The organism is uncultured Devosia sp., from assembly GCF_964244875.1.
Lineage (GTDB): Bacteria > Pseudomonadota > Alphaproteobacteria > Rhizobiales > Devosiaceae > Devosia.
In genome coordinates, this window is sequence record NZ_CAXTKA010000002.1 from 25,878 (window position 1) to 42,867 (window position 16,990).

The window sequence follows — 16,990 nt, forward strand, 5'->3', positions numbered from 1 at the left end:
GATTTGGTGTAGCGCGAGCAGCTTGTGCTATCCTGGGAACGGCTTTGCGGTTCTGCAGGTTGAGCAGTCATGCTGCCCCGCGAGGTCCCGATGTTCGGCGCGCCGACACTTTTCAACTCCAAGTCTTGGCTTTCTCTTGGTTTTTCCAGTCCTGGAAAGACCGTTGTCCATCACCGACCGCAACATCTCATAAGGCACAGCGCCTCTGATGGCAGGATTGTCGATGGCAGGCCGGCAGAAATCGGGGCGGATCAGCAAGCCGTGATCGGACCTGCCCAGGCGTCACACCGGGTCTCCTCCCTGTCGGAGGCGGCCCAGACCAATGCCTAAGTCGAACGAAGGCTTTCCGCAGCCGGCATCGGCGCGCCTTCAGGTTTGGGGCGGGGTTGAATGCAGCATCGTGCGGATCAATGACGGGGTGCGCGATCAGGTCCGCGAAACCGGGCACTACGAGCGCCACTCCGATCTCGACCTTCTGGCCCAGCTTGGCATCCAGACCGTCCGCTACCCAGTCCTGTGGGAGGCCATCGCGCCCGATGCACCAGACCGTCAGGATTGGGCATGGCACGACAAGCGTCTCAACCGGCTGCGCGCGCTCGGCATAAGGCCGATTCTGGGGCTGATGCATCATGGCAGCGGTCCGCATTATGCCAATTTCCACGACGGCGGCTTCGCCTTGGGGCTGGCGCGAATGGCAGAAGCGGTGGCGCGCCGTTACCCCTGGGCCGACATGTTTACGCCGGTCAACGAACCGCTGACCACGGCACGCTTTTCCGGCATGTACGGCCATTGGTACCCACATACTTGCAGCGAGCAGGACTGCCTGCGAATCCTGGTGGAGGAATGTTTGGGGGTGGTGCTGGCCATGCAGGCCATCCGAAAGGTCACCCCCCATGCGCAACTGCTGCAAACTGAGGATTTGGGCCGCGTCTTCAGCACGTCGCGGATGCAGGCCCAGGCGGACTATGAAAATACCCGGCGCTGGCTTAGCCTCGACCTGGTATCGGGCCTGGTCGATCGCGAACATCCCATGTTCCGGGCGCTACTGGATGCGGGGGTCGATGCCGACGAACTGGCGCTGATCCAGCGTACTGCCAGGCCGATCGACATCATCGGCATCAACCATTACCTGACCAGCGACCGCTATCTGGACGAACGGCTCGACCTGTTTCCGCCCCAGTCCCATGGCGGCAATGGCCGCGAGCGCTATGCCGATGTGGAAGCTTTCCGCACCGACCTGTCCGACGCCGAGCTTGGGCCAGGGCCGCGACTGCGCGAGGCCTGGAGGCGCTACCAGCGTCCGCTGATCATCAGCGAAGTGCACAATGGCTCGACCGAGGACGAGCAAGCGCGTTGGCTGATGGAATGCTGGAACGCCGCTTCCCAGCTACGATCCGAGGGTGCCGACGTCAGGGCCATCACCCCTTGGGCGCTGTTCGGCATGGTCGACTGGCGCAGTCTGCTGGTACGCCGAGACGGCCACCACGAATATGGCGCGTTTGTTTTCAACGGCAAGCAAGTGCGGCCGACACTGCTGGCATCGGCCATCGGGGCATTGTGCGAGCAGGGAGCCTGGAACCATCCCCTGCTGCAAACCCCCGGTTGGTGGCGACATTCCAGTCGATCCTATACGCCCCAGATTGCCGCCGAATAACGGTCGGGATACTCCGTGGCCAAGGGTTTTTCGTCCGGTGGCGGTCATCGTTGACCAAAGGTTCGCAGCTAAAAAGGCAACTGACCACCCCGACGTGGATTGCGTTGCCTAATAAGGCAAGACGCAAAGATAACAAACGGAGTTTGAGCTTGAGTGTAGCGTTTACCAAGGAAGACAGTGCCGAAACTGCCTCAGAGGTACTGCTGCCTGACCGCCCGATTTCCGCCGAGCTCAATTTGGTGACGGCTGCGGGATTTAAGGCTCTGCAATCTCAGCTCGACCAAGCGCGACGAGCCTACGATGCTGCGAGTTCCATCGCGGACGTCAATGAACGGCGTCGGCAGGCCGCGCAGCCTTTTCGTGATTTGCGCTACTTTTCGGATCGGGTCCGCACCGCTCAGGTGGTGCATCGGCCAGCTTCTGCAAGCACCGTCGCGTTCGGTAACACGGTCACCTTGGGTCGAGACGACGGGCGAGTACTGACCTACAAAATTGTCGGGGAGGATGAGGCCGACCCTCAAGCCGGGTCGATTTCGTACGTCTCCCCGATGGCACGCAGCCTCATGGGTAAAGAGATTGGAGACGTTGTGATCGTGGCTGACCTGGAAATCGAGATCATCAACATCTTGATTTGAGCGGCGTTGTTTAGACGGCTTGGCCCCGCTATCGCTTCCATAAGACCAATGCGCAACGGGTGCCGTCCAGTCGTGATCAACACAACGATCGCGAGCGGCTCGCCGGAAGCGGAGCCGCCCGCCTGTTGTCTACCGTGAGGCCTGGTAGAGCTTGGCCGCGATTTCATACATTTCTTCGGGTGCATAGTCCGGCGTGAAGGCCGATGGAACGCCTTCGAGCTGGTGTATTTTGCCACCGTCGGGCATGCCTTCAACGACCTCCAGCTCTCCTGGCGGGTCACCGGGCAGGGCGACTTCGTCGTTCGACCAGATGCCGGAGATTTCCTTGTAGTCCGCATCGCTCCAGGTATAGAGCCGGCGATGAGAACCCTCATCGAGATATTTCTGGCACTCCGGGATATTGGCCAGGGGGATGTTGGGCGTCGGCAACATTTTCTCGATCTCGACGCCGGTGAGCTTCTTGAGCGCCAGCGCATAAGAATGAGCATGCACCGAGCCACGAACCAGAAGATAACCACACACTTCCCGGCCCGTCGGATCGCTCAGCGTTTCATAGACCCGCAGCTTGTGAAGGCGCGCACCACATTCGAGGTGAAAGTTGTGCAGCAAATCGAAGATGACATTGCCTGTCGTGGTGACGAAATCATTGGTCCAGGACACGCCATTGGCATTGACCGGCGTAGCGCCGCCGCCATTGGACAAAAAGGCCGAGGCCAAGCGAATATCCTTCATGGCCTCAAAGGGTGTCATGGAGATATCCGGCGTCTCACTCTTTTTGCCCTTGGGCTTGTCAGGGCCATTGTTGAGCATGGCCACGCCATTGCTGACGAGTTCCACATGGGCGAGCTCTTCGGCGGTGATCGACGCGACAAGGCTGTAGAACGGACGCAGCTTGTCCTTGCTGCGGAAGTTGAAGCTCTGGAACATATAGTTTCCCAGCGTCGACATCTCGCCATACTTGCCACCAAGAAGCTCCTGTAGAGCGGCAGCAGCGTTGGGATCCTGCCGTTCCGGCGGGGGCAGTTCGGTTATCAGTCGATCAACGCGCATGAACATGGTTGGCTCTCCTTGGTTCGCCGCCCCACCAACGAGCCGTTGCTCGAACTTGTTCCTTGCCGGCAGGGCGAGGGCGAAGCTGTAAACCAGGATATGTCTTGCCGGCGCCGAGACCTGTGATCGGCAATAGGTCTGTTCCGCTGCGGCTGGGCAGCTTTCAGTACTTCCGCATGGCCGCCGTGGTTGCCTCGAGGCCACGCTGCGCGTCGGGATATCCGGTGGCCGCGACGGCGGCAAAGATCTGCTTGGCTTCGCGCAGGCGGCTAAGATGGAAATACGACCAGGCGCGGATGGTCAGCAGGTCGTTTTGCTCGGGCGACAGCGTTGCCCGCTGGTCCAGCAGTTGCAGGACTTCGTCATACCGACCCATGGCGTAATAGGTGGTAGCGGAGTTGGTGAGGATGGCGACTTGCAGGTCGCGCACGCGTTCGGGGGTCTGCGGCATTGCCGAGGCGCTGACCGCCGCATCGTCGATCAGGCCCAGCCGGAGCAGGGCCAGAGTCTGACCATAATAAGCGTCGGTGCGGACCGAAACGCTGGGCGACGTGGTGGCCTGCCGGAAGGTACTTTCCGCTTCGGCATCCCGTCCCAGATCCATCAGGCACCATGCACGCGGCAGGGCAGTATTCGGCGACAGGCTTTCGGGAGGCAGGAAGCTGCCGCACCGCGCCATCGCCTGTCGCTGCTGCTGCGTCAGCTCCGCCACAAGCATGAATGCCGGCGGGGCATCGGGCTGGAAACGGAACATGGCGTTCTGCAAGGTCGCGCCCGGCAGGCCGTAATTGAACCGCGCCGGCGCCGTCGTTGGCGCGTTCGGCCGGCCGAACAGGCGAATGCGGGGTGACACCGGGCCCCATTTCTCGATGAGCTCGCGCACCCGCTGCCGGTCACGCAATTTCTGGCTGGCGACGACCAGGCCATAAGCTGCCGGCTCAAAGGTCGGCTCATAGCCAAGCGATTGTTCGAACCACTGCACGGCAGTCTGCGTCTGCTCGAAGCCATAGGCGTACCAACCCAGATCTTGGGCAACGCGGGCGTCGCGCGTATCGGTCACGGCCTCGATAATGCGCTGCAGCACCGTCGCATCGACTTGGCGCGGCGGATCGCCCGCCAGTACGGCCGAGGCTGCCGCGAGATACTGGGTTTCCAGTTCCGGCGTCTCGGTGCGGAAGTTCGCCAGCAAGGCTTCGGCGCCGATGCCATCGCCCAGCCGCAGCATGGCAATGGCCAGGCCCTCGGCAGAAGCGGCTGAACTATCGGCGGCGTAGGCCTGCTCGAACCAGTCACGCGCCTGGCGGTCGCGGTTGCCCTTGAGCTCGTAGTAGCCCAGCAGTCGCAGGTCGTCGGGAACCATGTCGGTTTTTGCCGTGGCCGCGACCATTGCCAGCGCGGCGGGATCGGCGCGGGTGACGACGCCATTGAGCACATCGGCGACGCGCCGGCGCGCCAGGTCGATTTCGATTGCCGCAAATTCGCCGGTGCCATCGGGCGCGATCCGCTCGAGCGCCAGCAGTTTGGACAGCGTCGTCTCGTCAAACAGCACCTCGGCCTTCTGCATGGTGGCGAGGCGATCGTTGTCGCAGTTTTCAAGGACATAGCTGAAAGCATCAAGGGCGCGCGGCTCGCGCCTGGTTTCGGCGAACGCCTCGCCCACGCCCCAGAGCAGGTCGATATTCTGGCAGGTCAGCAGTTCGGGATGCGTGGCGGCCAGCGCGACGACGTCGGCATTGTCGCCGGCGGTGATCGCCCGGCGAAGACCGTCGGCGGCTTCCGCGCCGACCAGTGCGTCGGCCAGTTCGGCCGGTGGGCGCCAACCCGGCTCAGTGGTGGTGCGCGCGGCAATCAACGCCTGGGCACCGGCCAGATCGCCCTTGCCATAAAGGTCCCATATTTGCTGGACCAGCGGATCGACGGCAGTATCGGACGACAGCGGGTCGTCGGGCGGAACCCAGCCGGGATAGATGGCGGACAGGCGGGCAATCTCGGCCCGCAACCGGCGCTCGTCGCCCTGCCGGGCAAAGTATCGCAGCGCGGTTTCATCAACGACGGGGGCCGCATTGGTTGCCGGCACGGCCGCTATCGCCTGGGCCTGGGTCGGCGCGGTTGATGCCACGAGGCCAAGCAGCAGCATTAGAGGCAGCAGGCGCGACAAGGGAAACGACATGACGGACCTCATAGGCAAGCTTGGGCGTTTTCACGAAGGAAGGACAGGGTCAGCAAATGCAGCGTCGATCCGAAATAGCTTTGGGGCTGGAACTGCAGCAGCGGCGCCGGAATGGCCTCGCCGCCCAGCACGCAGGCAACGGCGGCGCCGATGATCGCGTAGCCGGGCTCGGTCAGCGGGTCGATCACCTGATTGGTGGCAACAAGCCGCGTCCCCGGATCGGCCCGGCCATCGAGCGGGGCGACGAAGTTGTCGAGCAGCGCGGGCTCGGTGCTGCCGCCCCGAAGCAGGTAAAGCGGAATGCGGATGCTGTTATAGCTGAACTCGGGCGGAAAACTTGCTGCGGGGGCCGGGGCAGCACCGGCCAGCGAAATCCAGTCGCTGGGCAAGCCGGACTCGCCGAACTTGGCCTCCGACACCAGCCGGCGTCCATCGATGGCAAGAGCGAGCCAGTCGGTTTCGGGCGCGATTTTTGCGAGAACCGGAAAAGCCTCGAAGATCCAGTAGGAAAGATTGACGACTGGACCATCGTCCAGGTCTTCCGGACGGAAGCCGAACGCGCCCGGCAGCAGCACATGCCGGCCGTGCCAGGACATGGTGGCGGTGCGGCCAACGGCATTGGCAAGGTCGCGCGAAGCGGTCTGATAGGGCTGCTCGTCCCAGCCAAGGCCCGCAAGGCCCAGGCTATAGGCCAACAGGATATCGCCATCGGTGGCATTGTTGGGGTCGGTGACGTGCGGGGAGGCGGTCGGGTCCCATTTCCAGGCGGCCAGGCCATCGTCGCGGATCATCAGCTCGCGCTTGGTAAACCCCCAGATCGTGGCAAAGCTCTCGCGGTCCTGCGCCAGGTAGGACAGCAGCAATCCATAACCCTGGCTTTCGCTATGAGAGATACCGCCATTGGCATTGTCGACGACGCGGCCGTCCTCGGTCATGAAGGCGGCCTTGTAGGCATCCCATTCGGCGGCGTCGATCGATGGCTCGACGGCGGCGGCGGTACCGCCCAGCCCCAGCACCATCACGGCCAGCAGCCCGAGCAGCCGCATCACGTCCGCCTGCCGAAGTTGCGCAGCATCCCGGCCGTTCCCGCAGTCAGTCCAAGTACCGCCAGGCCAAGCAGCAGGGCATAGGCCAGCACATGGCTGGACAGCCAGTTGGCGGCGATAAAGCGGATGTTCTGCGGTGTCCAGGGTGTGGTTTCAAAAAATGTCACTTCATTGGGCTCGATCGTCGTCACGGCCGTGGCGCTCACCGGCAAGACGCTGACCCGACCCGAGATTTCGGTCCAAAAGCCATCGGCGGTGACGGCATCGACACTCGCCGCCATCGCGGCCTGATCGGGCACGGTCAGCATGGTCCACAAGCCGCCTTCGGGCTGCAGGCGCTGCAGCACGAGCGCCTGGTCGGTCTGGCGGGGGGCATAGGGGCTGTCGCTGGGCGGAAACACGCCCAAGCTGTTGGGACCGAGGTTGAGCAGGTCCGCCACCCAGTGCTGGGCGCGCCTGACAAAGCTGCCGGAGCCCGAGGGACTGGTCGACCGCCAGCGTTGCAGGATGGAATTGACATTGGTCGACTGTTCGTCCGGGCTGTCCTCGGCACTGGCATAGGGCTGCAGAATACCGATGCGATCGTTGGCGTCGGGGGGCAGTCGATTGTAGGCACCCACGAAAATGGCATCGGCCGCGGGCGACGGGCTGGCCAGACTGACCGAGGCGACCTTGATGGTGGCGTTGGTCTGGGCGGCCATGCGGGCCAACAGGGTCAAGCCGGACGAAATGGTATCGTCCCCCGAACCCAGGACGAGCTGGGTGCCGTCCTGGTCGCCGTAGGGAAAGGTGGTGCCGGCGAATGCCGCCAAGTTCGGCACCTGGGCGATACGGGCGAAGTCGGGCAGCGCGAATTCGCTCTGGCCTGACACCAGCAGGCGCTGTTCGGTCCCAACGGTCACGGTGCCCGGGGCACAGATGTCGTCGGCCTGGGTGCGCAGCGACGCCACCAGTTCGACCGTGTTGACGCCGGGGCGGAACCCAACCATCGGGACCTTGATCAGCAGATCGCGCAGGGCGTCGTCGGTGCGCAGGATCGGCGTCACCGAGGCGATCTGGCCATTGACGAAGACCTCGATCTGGCTGCCCGGCTCCACTTCGCCCGAATAGGCGGCATTGAGCCGGATTTCGGCCTGGCCATAGCGGTTGGCATAGAAATCGGAGGGCAAGGCGATGTTGAAGCTGGTGCGATAGCGGCGACCGTTGAAGCTGAAGGCATCAACGCCAAGGGACTCCAGCGTTACCACGCTGTTCCCCTCGAGGATCGGCACGGGCAGCATGCGGTCGGCGCGCGGCGGCAGCGCATTCTCGACGCGCGGATATTGCTGGGAGATGACCCGCACCGATTCGACAGCCTCGGCGATGTTGTTCCAATCCGGGCCGGACAGGATCAGCGTATTGGCGGCGTCCTGCGCAAAAGCCGCGACCGGACCATTGACGGCTTCGGCAGCCAGCGGGCCGGCTACTTCGGGCAATGCGGCGGCGGTGGCGACAACAACGTTGAGCACCCCGGGCCCCGCCTGCTGCCCGAGGCCGGAGGCAAATTCGACGCGGGGATTGGGGACGCGCAGATTGTGGGCCAAGGCCTGCACCAGGTCGGCGGCGACGATGCCGCCGGCAATACCGTTGCGCTCGGGCATGGTCAGGCGAATGGTCGTGATGCCCGATGCGTCGACACCCACGGCGGCCATGTCGTCGAGACGCGACAGGGTCCCGACGCGGGCGCCGGTAAACGCCAGGTAGGTTCCGGCCGTATCGATATCGCTCCACAATTCATAGGTGGAACTGATGTCGCAGTCGGTGCGATGGCGCTGCTCGGCACGGATGACGACCGTGTTGAAGCCGGGCTTCAGGACGGCTTCGGGAACGTCGGCGACCACCTCGTTCGATTGGGCCGACGAAGCAATTGGGGTGCTCAGCACGGTGGTGCCGTTGATCTCGACCCGCAGGCGGGACGATTCGGGCGCCACCACGAGGGCATTGAGATATCCCAGATGAAGGCTCGCCGGAGCCGCAGCCTGCGCGGCGGTCAGGTAAACTTCGTAGCCGCGGCGGTCGTTCTCGCCGGTCAGGCGCAAATCTCGCTCGGGCACGACATAGCGCAGGAGGTCGGGAACCACGGGTGCGGCGATGATGGTGCCGGCCACCGGATCGGCGGGAGTTTCCGTCACGATCCGCAGGCCTGCCTCGGGCGACATATCGAAGGGCGCGGGCTGGGCATGGGCAGAGCCCAGCATCAGCAGCGATGCGAGGAGCGTCAGGCGGGCCTTCATGCTGCGGCCCTCCCGCGGCGTGATGACCTGACCTTGGGCGTGCGTCCGAACCGCACCAGATAGGCCAGGCCGCGGGTCGTCTGGTAGAAGGCCAGGATCAGGAACCGCACGGTTCCGACGACGATACCGACATTCACCCGGCGCGATTCAAGCCGGTTGGTCCACTGCGCCGAGTTGGCATAAAGCAGGTCGGCCATCAGGCGATAGTCGTTGCTGGAGCGCAGGGCAAACTGGCAGCCGAGGATGACGCCGTTGTCGCTGGTCGACGTGTTGCGGATGTCGACGCCCAATTCGCGATGCTCGATATCGGAATAGGTCTGGAAACGCACGGTTCCCGGCACTTCATGGGACGGCGACAATCTTTTGTTGCGCATGCGCACGCTGATACCGCTGGAGGACACATCCTCGATCACGCCCTCGATCCATTCGCCATTTTCGGCACGGACTTCGCACGGGCGATCGACCGGCACACGGCGATTGCCGCGGGCTTCGCGGCGTTCGGACACGACGCCCAGAGCGCAGCCGGCGATGATCAGGTTGAACAGGTTCCAGCCGCCCACCACCAGGGTAATTTCCGCCTTGTAAGGCTCGGTGATGAAGCGGAATACGGTAAAGCCGACGCCGGCCAGGAGGATGAAGAAGATGATATAGAACGGGATGCCGATTTCGGACACGCGATTACGCTGCGTGGTTTCGTCCTTGGACGTCACGTTGAAGGTGGGCTTATTGGGATTGGCCAGCACGGCGAACAGCGCCGGGAACAGGTGCACGGACTGGATGTATTCGTAGAGTTCGGAAATCCACGGCCAGCGCCAGCGGCCGAACAGAGAATTCTGGATCACCACGTTGGCCAGCATGTAAGTGACCGTATAGGCCACGAAGTCACCGCTCGAGGCGGTGAAGATCTGCAGGTCGAAGAACAGATAGAAGAACGGCGCGAACAGGAAGATCATGCGCGTCAGCGGAAACAGCCAGAACATGGTGCTGGACATGTAGGCGAGCCGCTGGCTGATGCTCAGGCCGCCCTTGAACAGCGGAAACTTCATCAGCATGATCTGCAGCATGCCCTGGGCCCAGCGCGTGCGCTGGCCGATGAAGCTGGCGAACGTGGCCGGCTGCAGGCCCGCGATCAAGGGCTTGTCGACATAGATGCTGTTCCAGCCGCGCGAATGCAGGTCGATTGCGGTTTCGCAGTCTTCGGTGATGGATCGCCCGGAAAAGCCGTTCACGTCTTCCAGCGCCTTGCGGCGCAATACGGCGGCCGAGCCACAGAAGAACGAGGCATTCCATTTGTCGAGCCCGCGCTGGATCACGCCATAAAACATCTCGCTCTCGGACGGCATGGTCTCGAAGGTCTGCAGGTTCCGCTCCAACGGATCGGGATTGAGAAAGAAATGCGGGGTCTGCACCAGGAAAAGCCGCGCGTCCTTGCCGAAATAGGTCACGGTCTCCTGCAGGAAATCGCGTGCCGGGGCGTGGTCGGCGTCAAATACGGCGACCAGTTCGGCCGATGAGTTCTTGAGCCCGTTATTGAGATTGCCGGCCTTGGCGTGTTCGTTGCGCTCGCGCGTCAGGTAGCGGACATCAAGATCGCGGCAGAGTTGCTGCAAGTCTTCGTGGCGACGATTGGCGGCCGTCGCCGCATCGACATTGGCGCTGGTCCGCTTCTGTGTGGTCGAGCCATCGTCGAGCAGCCACACGGTGAACTTGTCGGCGGGATAGTCCATGGCCTTCGCCGCGGCCAAAGTGCCGGCCAGCAAGGCACGGTCTTCATTGAAGCTGGGGACGAACACATCGACGGTCGGGACGTGATCATCGGCGCCGAGCCGCTGCGAGGGCCGCGGCGGCAGCGGGGAAGACACGACGAACAGGCTGAGCCCCAGCATCATCACGCTGTACATTTCCGCGATGTAAAGCAGAAATCCGGGGATGAAGTCGGCGATCTGGTCGATCGGGGGTAGCGTACTGGTGGTGCGCCAGTAGGCGTAACGCAGCACGATCGTGGTGCCAAAGCCGAGCAGCAGCAGCCGCCAGGTTCCGCTCAGCCGGAACATCTTGATCACCAGCATCAGCGCCAGCAGCACCACGGCCGTCACCAGGTGCGCCTGGATGCTGACCGGCATGGTGATGATGAACAGCACCATCGCGCTAAAAGCCATCCAGGAAACCGTCGAGATTATTTTTGGCATTGACTGGCTCTATTGGGTTCAATTCAAACGGTGGTCGACAAGCCGGCCGAGGCCGGCTGGGGGCTCAGCTGGGTGGCGGCACGATCGGCACCGCGGTGCCGGAAGGTCCGGGAACCGATATAGCGCCCGGCGGTGCGGGAATGGTTATGCCCGGCGGACTTGGCACCGGGCCGGGGGCATCGGGCAGCAACACTATTGGCGTCGCAACAGTGGACGTGCGGGAAGGGGCCGGAGCACGATCCTCGATCGGCGGCAGCACATTTCCCAGTCCCGCGGCAAACGGCGATACAACCGCGCCATAGGCGCCAATCCCCGCCGCCACACCGCGCGCCTGCCCGGTGAGACCCTTGATATGGAGTTGCAACATGACGTCGAGCAGCTCCTGCTCGGTTCGGCCATAGTCGCAGATCAAGGCGCGGATATTGATAGCGCCACGCGCCACGCCGCCACCGGGTTTCAGATCCGGTGGAACGCGCTGCCAGGCATACATGCAGATATCGCCAGTCGCCGTGCGGCCCATCGAGTAGCCGAATGGCCCATAGGCGTTCTGCACGAAAAAGGGCGAGAGCTTCATATCCGCCTGGGAAACCTTGCCGCGCGCTTCGCCGGCCAGGTCCATGTTCGCCAGCGGCACATCCTGCAATCCGCCCAGCGTATTGCTTTCGGCCTTGGTGGCGAAGAGCTGAACCGTGATATAATTCTGTCCCGGGCCTTTGGCGCCGCTGTCGAGCGAGATGGTCTGCTCCGTGGCGTTCACATAAACCGTCTGCACCACGCTCAGGAGTGCTCCGGCCCCCGGCCAAAGCGTCACGAGGCTTTCAGCGCCGTCAACCTGACGCGGGGCAACGCTCACCAGAGGTGCCGTTGTCGAACACGCACAGAGCGCAAGTGAGCAAAAGGTCACCGCTATAAGTGCACATCCCTTGGCGAGCATGTCTCTCAAAATACTGGCCCTATCAAGATAGCTACAGCTGGACGCCTGCGTTGCAGTCCGTAGTTCGTCTATCGCGACAGAATTGCGAAAAGGTAACCAGCCCAAGATGGAGGACGCGGGCGACAAGCATTTACGATGCCAACGTGATTCAATATTAACAAAACGGGAATAACGGACGCAATTGTCCTGAATTCTTTCACGATCAGGGAAACATCATTCTATCAACGATGGCGACCTGTCGGATTTTACGCTTGACCTGAGTTTTCCAGGTCAACGCGGGCACACCCATAACGAAGTCCAAAGACGTCACTGCCCAGGATGCAGAAGTACCCGGATTTGGGGAAAAGGCGACGCCGGCGGGCAACGAAGCGACTTCGTTTGCGACCGCACCGTATCCGGGCGGCATATAGGCGCAACTTTGGACGCCACAGAGGACGCTCAACTTTCAGCCGCGGCGGCGTGGTGCGCTTGGTCGCAGAACAATGTGGGAAGGCCCATTTCGGCTATGAGGCCCAGGAATAGGCGTGGCGGGAGTTGTTCCACGTTGACCATCCGGTGAACGTTCCAATCGCCTCGGGCAACGAGCAGGGCGGCGGCGGCGGCTGGCACGCCAGCCGTGTAGGAGATGGCCTGGCTGCCGATTTCGGCAAAACATGCCGCGTGGTCGCAAGTGTTGTAGAGCAATATCTCGCCGACCCTGCCGTCTTTAATGCCGGTGATCAGCGCGCCGATGAAGGTCTTGCCCGTGTAGCCAGGCGCCAGCGACATTGGATCTGGCAGCACGGCCTTGACCAGTTGGAGCGGGACCACATTGGCGCCATCCGCCATTGTCACCGGCTTTTCCGAAAGCAGGCCAAGGTTCTTGAGTACATCGAAGACGGCGATGTAGCGGTCGTTGAACCCCATCCAGAACCGGATATCGGCCTGCGGAAACCGGGATGACAACGAATGGATTTCATCATGCCCGGTCAGGTAGGTCTTCTGTCGCCCCACAATGGGCAGTTCATCGGTCCGGCTAATCTCGAACATCTCATGCGATGTCCATTGTCCCTTCTGCCAGGTCCAGACCTTTCCAATGAACTCGCGCAAATTGATTTCCGCATTGAAATTTGTGGCAAAATACTTGTCGTGTGATCCGCAGTTGACATCGATGATATCAACGGTTTGCAGCGTGTCGAAATGGTCCTGCGCTGCCAGGGCCACATAGGCGTTCACCACACCGGGATCGAACCCGGCCCCCAATATGGCCGTGATGCCGCGGCGTTCGCACTCCGCGCGGTGTGTCCATTCATGGTTGGCGTACCAGGGGGGCTGCTCGCAGACTTTGTCAGGATCCTCATGAACGGCAGTATCAATATAGGCCGCACCGGTTTCGATGCAGGCGCGCAAGACCGCCATGTTGAGGAAAGACGGTCCGACATTGACGACGATGCTAGCCCGTGTCCGTACGATCAGGTCCATGGTGGCCGCAATGTCAAAGGCATCGAGCAAGTGCGTCTGTACCTGTCCGGCCATTTGCACACCCGACCTGGCCCGGATGCTTGCGACGATGGCATCGCATTTGCCGATCGTTCGAGAGGCGATGTGAAGATTGCCAAGCATGTGGGGCGCGCTGGCCAGTTTGTGTGCGACGACATGCGCCACCCCGCCCGCGCCGATGATGAAGATGTTGTTTTTCACGAAGCCCCGGTGTCCTTTGCGGCGACTTGCCCCTTCAGGACAGACTGTTGCAATAGTCCGCGTAGCTGAAGCTGCGGATCAGGCCAACCTTGCCGTGCAGGTCGCGAACGGCGATCGAGGGCATTTTAAGGCCGTTGAACCAGTTCTTCTTGACCATGCTGTAGCCGCCCGCGTCCTGTATGGAGAGACGGTCACCAACCTGCAAGGGTGCCTCGAACCTGAATTCACCAAATTCATCCCCGGCCAAGCACGATTGCCCACATACCACATACCGGTGCGGCCCTTCATCGGGATGCAGCCTGGCACTCAGCCGGTAGGTCAGCAGGTCGAGCATATGGGCCTCCGTTGAGGCATCCACGATGGCCAGGTGCTTGCCGTTTTCCACAATGTCGAGCACCGTGACCTCGAGCGTCGTGCTGTTGGTGACCACCGCCTCCCCCGGCTCAAGATAGACCTGTACGCCCCAACGGGACGCAAAGGCCTTGAGCCGATCAGCAAATTCCTCGAGCGGGTAGTTCTCCCCGGTGAAATGGATGCCGCCGCCGAGGCTGACCCATGCAAGGTGCGTGAGTACGGGCCCGAACCGCTCGTCGATGCTGTCGAGAATGGCGCAAAAACTGGGAAAGCTGTCATTGTCGCAGTGGCAATGGATCATGATGCCGGAGATTGCGGGCAAAGCTGAGCGGATGCGATCGATGTCCCATTCTCCGAGCCGGCTGTGGGCTCGTGCGGGATCGGCCAATTCGAAACGCGAGGAACTGACCTGCGGGTTGATGCGAAGCCCGATCTTCCGGCCCTCGGCCCGACCTGCGAAACGCTCGAGCTGGCTGAGCGAATTGAAGATGATAGTGTCACAAAGGGCAGCGACCTCATCGATTTCGCCGTCGCTGAAGGCAACGCAATAGGCATGGGTATCGCCGCCGAACTTTTCGCGGCCCAACCTGACTTCGTTCAGCGATGACGACGTCGTGCCATCCATGTGTTGCGCCATGAGGTCGAACACAGCGTGTGCAGCAAAACACTTCAGGGCCAGAAGACATTGGGCTCCCGACAGCTGACGAAGCCTAGAAACCTTCGTCAAATTGCCCAAAAGCGCAGTCTTGTCGATAAGATAATAGGGCGTCGCCAACGTCAAACCTTCGGCCTTTCTCGTCCTCGGCAGCAACAGCTTGGCAGGCGTCGGACCGGCCTGCCAAGCCGGACTGCCTCAGGTAAGACGCTTTGTCGGCGAGGGCAGTGCGCCCTGATCGGGGCTTGAAGCGGGGGACATCAACTGGGCCAAGATGTCGTCGGCCGATTGGCTTGAGCCACCAATGCCCGCTTCGCGCAACTGGCGATCAAGGTCGGTGCCGTCTTCGATGGCGGCAAGTTCGGCGCCTGCCGCAATGCGGTTCGCCGTGTCTTCCTGCCGCTTCTTGATGCGGCCCAGGCTGTCCATTGCCGTGCCCAGGCGGCTGTTGACACCAGCCTGGTTGTGCGCAATCGCCGACTGCGCCCGCAGCAAAGCCTCATTGGCGCGAACGTTGTCGACCTCACGCTTCATCTGTGTGATCCGGGACTCCGTGTCCTGGATTGTCCGCAACATCTGCTGCTGGCGAGGGATCAGGCCATCCAGTTCGCTCTGATCGCGCTGCAGTTCACTTCGCACCAAAGCGATGCGCTGGGCCAGACCCTGCGCCAGGTCCGTCCGCCCGGCCGTGATGGCTGCACGGGCGCTGTCGCTGTCCTTTGTCTCCTTGGCGCGGTTTTCCTCGATACGCCGCATCAGGCTCTTGTTTGATGCCATGATGCCCGCAAGATCGGAGCGTGCCTGCCGCAGCGCCTGTTCGGCATCGCGGGTTTCCTGATCCAGGATTCGCATCGACTGATTGTCGACGGCCGCTTCTGCCGCTTCGTTGACCCCGCCCCGGATGGCGGTAAAAATCTTACCCCAAGCGCTCATGCCGAATACTCCCCGTTGCGCCATTCTTCGATCAGGCTGGCTGCATCCACCGCATTGGCGGCAAGGATAGCAACCTCTTCGACGACGACCGCCGCCGCGGAACGCGCGGACAACGAGCCGAACAGTTCGTACCACTCCTCGCCATCCATCATCGTAATCCCAAAGCTGGAAAGGGGCACGAATTTATGGGTCTTGAGCACCATGCGCTCAAAGGCCTCCCGGTTGGGAACGCTCGAACATTTGGCCAGAACGACGCTGGCCAGAATGTCTCGCTCCCCGCTTACCGCGACGAACACATCCAGCGCACCCTTTTCCTTGAGCGTGACGCACAGGACTTCGCCCCCTGGCGGGACATTGACATCCACATCGCCCAGCATTTCGGGGTCAGCCGCGAAAAGCCGCGTCAGCGTTGTCAGGTTCCAGTTCTCCAAGGCAAGCCTCCATTGTGTCGGATCAAAATTCAGTATCGATTGCATCGGACCGGCACGCTGTAATGACAACACCCCACGGTCGCAAAAGTAGCGGCGCACCGGAAAGAGTTATCGACGAGCTATTGAATTTCCCGGTTCCGGCGAGCCTTAGCCTCTCCTCTGTGTTCCTGGCCGTTGCAAGGCAAAACGAGCAATCAGGCAACCCTGCCGATCTCATGTAGTTCTACATGGTAACGGCCACCATGGTCGGCTATGAAGTTTATTCGCCGCAGTCAAGCGCGGGCAGGCTGTTGGCCATGGCTCTCGTAATGTCGGGGAAGCCCAATGATCAACTGGTTTGGCAAAAAGCTGGAAAGCGTCAAGCGCACGCCCCTCGAGCGTGGCCCGCTCGGCGTTGCGCTTGGCGGTGCGATCGAGCTGGATTTCCTTTCGCTTGAGGCGGATGCCATCGGCGGGCAGCCATCGATGCCGCTGCCCCAGTCGGGCCCGTTGATCGTTTCCGCCTATGGCGAAGTGCGCCTCGACGCTGCCTCGACACTGTCGCGCTATTACGATGACCAGCATCATATGCTCCAGGTGCTCTCGGCCTCCGGCTCTCCGGGAGATCAGGTGCAGGATGTCAGTTACTACCAGCCATGGGATAGCGTGGTTCCGGCCGGTCCGGGCGAGTGGGACCGCTGGCGCGGCCGCAATGGCCTGCTCGGCCAACCCCGGTATGACGCCGACGGCATCATGTTCGAGCGCTTCTGGGGTGAAGGCCCCGATCGCGCCGAGCCCGTGCAATTTGTCGAACAGGTAGAGGACGGGGAAAGCCGGCGCACAATCCAGCAAACCTGCATGCTGTACTTCCGCCCGCTGGGCAATGGACGGGAAATGCTGCTGATCAACATCGAACAGGATGCCGACAATCATCGCGCCGGAGGGTCGGTCGAGTTTCTGCTCGGCTATGGTCTCGGCCCCGCCGATGTGCGCCGCGTCTAGACGAC

13 protein-coding genes and 1 pseudogene are annotated in these 16,990 nt (G+C 62.1%); 4 read left to right on the top strand and 10 right to left on the bottom strand.

Annotated features, from left to right (window positions below; genetic code table 11):
- Positions 1 to 322 precede the first annotated feature (322 nt).
- Both ACFE8X_RS02590 and greA read left to right on the top strand, forming a co-directional pair.
- Entirely contained in the window at positions 323 to 1,654 is a 1,332-nt protein-coding gene (locus ACFE8X_RS02590) for a family 1 glycosylhydrolase (protein WP_375449891.1), read from the top strand.
- A 149-nt stretch (positions 1,655 to 1,803) separates the two neighbouring features.
- Positions 1,804 to 2,289, top strand: coding sequence for a transcription elongation factor GreA (greA, locus tag ACFE8X_RS02595; protein ID WP_375449892.1), 486 nt, complete (start codon positions 1,804 to 1,806; stop codon positions 2,287 to 2,289).
- A gap of 129 nt (positions 2,290 to 2,418) precedes the next feature.
- Here the strand turns inward: greA and ACFE8X_RS02600 are convergent, their stop codons facing one another.
- The 10 genes from ACFE8X_RS02600 to ACFE8X_RS02645 form a co-directional block, all read right to left on the bottom strand.
- A complete protein-coding gene (locus tag ACFE8X_RS02600) occupies positions 2,419 to 3,345 on the bottom strand; it encodes a manganese catalase family protein (protein WP_375449893.1) in 927 nt (308 codons plus the stop codon).
- Between the two features lie 157 nt (positions 3,346 to 3,502).
- Positions 3,503 to 5,509, bottom strand: coding sequence for a tetratricopeptide repeat protein (locus tag ACFE8X_RS02605; RefSeq protein ID WP_375449894.1), 2,007 nt, complete (start codon positions 5,507 to 5,509; stop codon positions 3,503 to 3,505).
- An 8-nt stretch (positions 5,510 to 5,517) separates the two neighbouring features.
- The gene (locus tag ACFE8X_RS02610) at positions 5,518 to 6,555 is read right to left on the bottom strand and encodes a glycosyl hydrolase family 8 (protein ID WP_375449895.1); all 1,038 of its coding nucleotides are present in this window, start codon (positions 6,553 to 6,555) and stop codon (positions 5,518 to 5,520) included.
- Positions 6,555 to 8,828: a cellulose biosynthesis cyclic di-GMP-binding regulatory protein BcsB gene (locus ACFE8X_RS02615; protein WP_375449896.1), complete on the bottom strand. Its 2,274-nt coding sequence runs from the start codon at positions 8,826 to 8,828 to the stop codon at positions 6,555 to 6,557. The genes ACFE8X_RS02610 and ACFE8X_RS02615 overlap by 1 nt, the downstream gene beginning before the upstream one ends.
- Complete coding sequence (gene bcsA / locus ACFE8X_RS02620) at positions 8,825 to 11,017, bottom strand: UDP-forming cellulose synthase catalytic subunit (protein WP_375449897.1); 2,193 nt, start codon at positions 11,015 to 11,017, stop codon at positions 8,825 to 8,827. The genes ACFE8X_RS02615 and bcsA overlap by 4 nt, the downstream gene beginning before the upstream one ends.
- Before the next feature lie 64 nt (positions 11,018 to 11,081).
- A complete protein-coding gene (bcsN, locus tag ACFE8X_RS02625; protein ID WP_375449898.1) occupies positions 11,082 to 11,870 on the bottom strand; it encodes a cellulose biosynthesis protein BcsN in 789 nt (262 codons plus the stop codon).
- A gap of 519 nt (positions 11,871 to 12,389) precedes the next feature.
- Positions 12,390 to 13,631 (bottom strand): saccharopine dehydrogenase family protein, encoded by a 1,242-nt coding sequence (locus ACFE8X_RS02630; RefSeq protein ID WP_375449899.1) that lies wholly within the window; start codon positions 13,629 to 13,631, stop codon positions 12,390 to 12,392.
- A 34-nt stretch (positions 13,632 to 13,665) separates the two neighbouring features.
- Entirely contained in the window at positions 13,666 to 14,610 is a 945-nt protein-coding gene (locus ACFE8X_RS02635) for a carboxynorspermidine decarboxylase (protein ID WP_375449900.1), read from the bottom strand.
- A 228-nt stretch (positions 14,611 to 14,838) separates the two neighbouring features.
- Positions 14,839 to 15,573 (bottom strand): PspA/IM30 family protein, encoded by a 735-nt coding sequence (locus ACFE8X_RS02640; protein ID WP_375449901.1) that lies wholly within the window; start codon positions 15,571 to 15,573, stop codon positions 14,839 to 14,841.
- A complete protein-coding gene (locus ACFE8X_RS02645; protein ID WP_375449902.1) occupies positions 15,570 to 16,049 on the bottom strand; it encodes a YjfI family protein in 480 nt (159 codons plus the stop codon). The genes ACFE8X_RS02640 and ACFE8X_RS02645 overlap by 4 nt, the downstream gene beginning before the upstream one ends.
- A 182-nt stretch (positions 16,050 to 16,231) precedes the next feature.
- Here ACFE8X_RS02645 and ACFE8X_RS02650 point away from each other — a divergent pair.
- Together ACFE8X_RS02650 and ACFE8X_RS02655 are read left to right on the top strand one after the other, a co-directional pair.
- Positions 16,232 to 16,309 (top strand): annotated as a pseudogene (locus ACFE8X_RS02650) (hypothetical protein); the annotation flags it as partial.
- A gap of 19 nt (positions 16,310 to 16,328) precedes the next feature.
- Positions 16,329 to 16,985: a DUF2491 family protein gene (locus ACFE8X_RS02655; protein WP_375449903.1), complete on the top strand. Its 657-nt coding sequence runs from the start codon at positions 16,329 to 16,331 to the stop codon at positions 16,983 to 16,985.
- Positions 16,986 to 16,990 lie beyond the last annotated feature (5 nt).